This window comes from uncultured Lactobacillus sp., from assembly GCF_902491705.1.
Taxonomy (GTDB): Bacteria; Bacillota; Bacilli; order Lactobacillales; family Lactobacillaceae; genus Lactobacillus.
The window spans coordinates 1-2,786 of record NZ_CABUIW010000100.1 but is presented as its reverse complement, the minus strand read 5'-3'; the positions used below and the strand labels follow the sequence as shown (position 1 = coordinate 2,786).

Sequence of the window (2,786 nt, the reverse complement as noted above, 5' to 3'; positions counted from 1 at the left end):
ATATGTTTAGTATACTCTTTTTTCTATGAATAAAATATTTGACTTCCTATAAGAAATACTGTTGATGAAGGGTAAAAGATTAGGCAATTAATAAATTGTATGGTCCTTCTTCTTTGAACTTGTTTTCTTCTGGATTGATTATAAGCATCAAAAAATAGAACAAAGAAAAACAGCTTAGTCGTGTGATATGATCACATATCATTGTCAAGCTGTTTTTTATAGTATTTCAGTTTTTAATGCCAGATTGCAATTTATATTATTAGCTTGTTTTTACTACTTATGACTAATAATATATTAAACATTGTTGCATAAGCAATTTGGAAGTGTTAAAAATATTTGGGGAATTAAAATGTTGTTGAGCGACATAAAAAATATCGATCTTTACGATAAAAGAAAAATTACAGTAGATACTTCTGTAAGATTAGGAAAATCATTTGGAGTGTCTTCAAGATATTTCTTAAATATTCAAAATGATATTGAAGTAAGAAATGCTGAAATAATTAAATAGCTTTTGAAAACTAAGTTGCCTACCAGCAGCTTAGTTTTTTCAATCAGCAATATAAAATGATGCTATAATTAATTCAAATTTATAATCAATATTTTTGGAGGAAAAATATGAAAAAGAAAGTTTTAGCTGTTTTTGCAGCAGTACTGATGCTAGTTAGCGGTTTAGGTGTATTCGCTAATAACAATGTTGTTCCAACTAACCATGTTCAAGCTGCCGGACAAAAGTATGGGATGCGTTTTTACAAAGTGCGTATTACCAAGAAGACTTTGGTCTACAAGGTGCACCCAGGCAAATACGAATATATGAACAAGTACACTAAGGCTTATTATTTGAGACCTGGCAAGACCGCTACAATTCGTGCGCGTGGTAATGTTTGGGGCTGGACCATTGGCAAGTCTTATAAGTACTGCTCAATGAGAGACAGCCGTGATTACTCATGGTTCAAGGTCATTAAGTAATATATTAAGGGATAGATTATGAAAAAGATTGATTTCAAAAAAGTAGTTTTAGCATTATTTGCGTTAGTTCTCGGTTTAACTATCGCGGTCAAGTTCACATCTTCTAAAGTGAATGCCGAAAGCACAGCTTTAAAAGGTAACTATTTATATGATAGAGATGGTGTGGCGCATAAAGTTCCGATTACCAAAAAGGGCAATCACACCCAGGCTGCTGAAAGAGTAGCTGCTTTAATTGCCAAATGTGTTGGCAAGCGAGCAGGTGACACAGATTTGAAGCGAGTTGATATGGCTGCATATTACGTTTTCTTGTTTTCAAGTAGAGACAGCTATTCAATGAAGGCACCATATTACAATAAAGCTTATGGCGTATTCATCAATGGTAAGTGTTCATGTGCAGGCTCTGCTGATGCAATGCAAATGGTTCTTAAGAAGATGGGCTTTAAAGCAAAGCACGTTAATAAGAATAAGTTCACTCACCAATGGTGCACTTTGAAAATGGACGGCAAAAAAGGCTATGCTGATGGTCAAGCTGGTTTTGCTAATTATGGTGGTTACTTATCAAAGAAAAATAATTTTGTAATGATGCCAGAGAATAGTATTATTATGAAGAAGTTTAATGACGAAATGTAGTAAAAGTGATATAAGTGAATTGATCTCTTTTTGAAAGGGATTAGTTCACTTTTTTATAAGCAATAGGCTTAAAAAGTGTGTTGTATTTGTTAGTTGTTATGAATAGAAAGCGTATAAGCCTATGTCTGAGAAAAGATTTTTGGTAATTACTGTTGATTATCGGCCTAAGATGGTAGAAGGCAATTGGTTTGATGATATTGAACCACAAATAAAAGAGGGGCAAATTTATAGAGGTTTTGTACACCGTAAAGACGCAGAAGAAGTTTTTGCCAAATTAAATAATGTAGAAATGGAGCCAAATGTAGAAATCTTTCAAAAGAAGATTGAAGCAAAGAAGAATGATTTGCAAAAGGATCAGATCATGCTTTTTACTGATGGCAGTTATAAAGATTCAGAACCAAAAAGATATGGTGCCGGTTGGGGATATTATGGCATATATAATGATTCTGGAAAAATTAAAGAAATTCATGATCATAGTTTTGTCCCAGTTCAAAGTGCTAGACAAGTAAATGGTGAAATTACTGCAGTTAAGGAAGCTTTATCTGAAGCAAGTTCTTTAGGACGCAATAAAGTTGATCTCTATTGCGATTTACGAGATTTAATACTGTGGGATTGTGGTTTCAACCAGACAAAAAAAGATATAAGCCAAGATTTTGTAGAATATATGAAATATTGTCGCAATGAAAGAAATATGGAGATTACGTTCCATTGGTGTCCTGCTCATAAAGGAATTTCCTATAATGAAAAAGCAGATGCTGAAGCAAAGGCGGGATTTGAAGAAGCACCTACTAAAGAACAACTTTATGATAGATTAAATGAGTTACAAAAAGAATTGAGTAATTTGCGTGGTGATGTATCTTATTATCGAGCAGATAATACTGGTTCGGTAATCGGTGATACAGGGCGATTAACGGATAATCAAGCATCATACGATAATGCTGTTGATGACTACAGTGAATATGAAAAAGCACGCGAAATAGAAGAATGCGAAGAAACAATCAAAATAATACAAAAAGAACTGGGTATTAATCATTAATAACTTAAATACTTAAGTTAAATAATAGAGATCGATTAATTTGAAAATTAGTCGATCTTTTTCTACGTAAAGTCAAGTCTCATCTAGGGTTAGACCTGATATTTTTAGATAATTGTCCTTGATTGTTTTTTGAGGGCCGATTTATTTTTCGTTG

At 33.1% G+C, this 2,786-nt stretch carries 3 protein-coding genes and 1 pseudogene; all 4 read left to right on the top strand.

Annotation, left to right across the window (positions count from 1 at the left end):
- Nucleotides 1-379: 379 nt before the first annotated feature.
- Nucleotides 380-508 (top strand): annotated as a pseudogene (locus RDN22_RS11190) (transcriptional regulator); the annotation flags it as partial.
- Nucleotides 509-615: 107 nt separating this feature from the next.
- Nucleotides 616-966 carry a hypothetical protein gene (locus RDN22_RS11185; protein WP_308558148.1) on the top strand — a complete coding sequence of 117 codons (351 nt, stop codon included), beginning with the start codon at nucleotides 616-618 and terminating at the stop codon, nucleotides 964-966.
- 18 nt (nucleotides 967-984) lie between these two features.
- Nucleotides 985-1,596 (top strand): hypothetical protein, encoded by a 612-nt coding sequence (locus RDN22_RS11180; protein ID WP_308558147.1) that lies wholly within the window; start codon nucleotides 985-987, stop codon nucleotides 1,594-1,596.
- 121 nt (nucleotides 1,597-1,717) lie between these two features.
- Nucleotides 1,718-2,632 carry an RNase H family protein gene (locus RDN22_RS11175; protein WP_308558146.1) on the top strand — a complete coding sequence of 305 codons (915 nt, stop codon included), beginning with the start codon at nucleotides 1,718-1,720 and terminating at the stop codon, nucleotides 2,630-2,632.
- Nucleotides 2,633-2,786: the final 154 nt, after the last annotated feature.

What these genes read in the sequence shown, in the direction of transcription:
- RDN22_RS11175 (WP_308558146.1), top strand. Translation starts at nt 1,718, where the DNA reads ATGTCTGAGAAAAGATTTTTGGTAATTACTGTTGATTATCGGCCTAAG.
- RDN22_RS11185 (WP_308558148.1), top strand. Translation starts at nt 616, where the DNA reads ATGAAAAAGAAAGTTTTAGCTGTTTTTGCAGCAGTACTGATGCTAGTT.
- RDN22_RS11180 (WP_308558147.1), top strand. Translation starts at nt 985, where the DNA reads ATGAAAAAGATTGATTTCAAAAAAGTAGTTTTAGCATTATTTGCGTTA.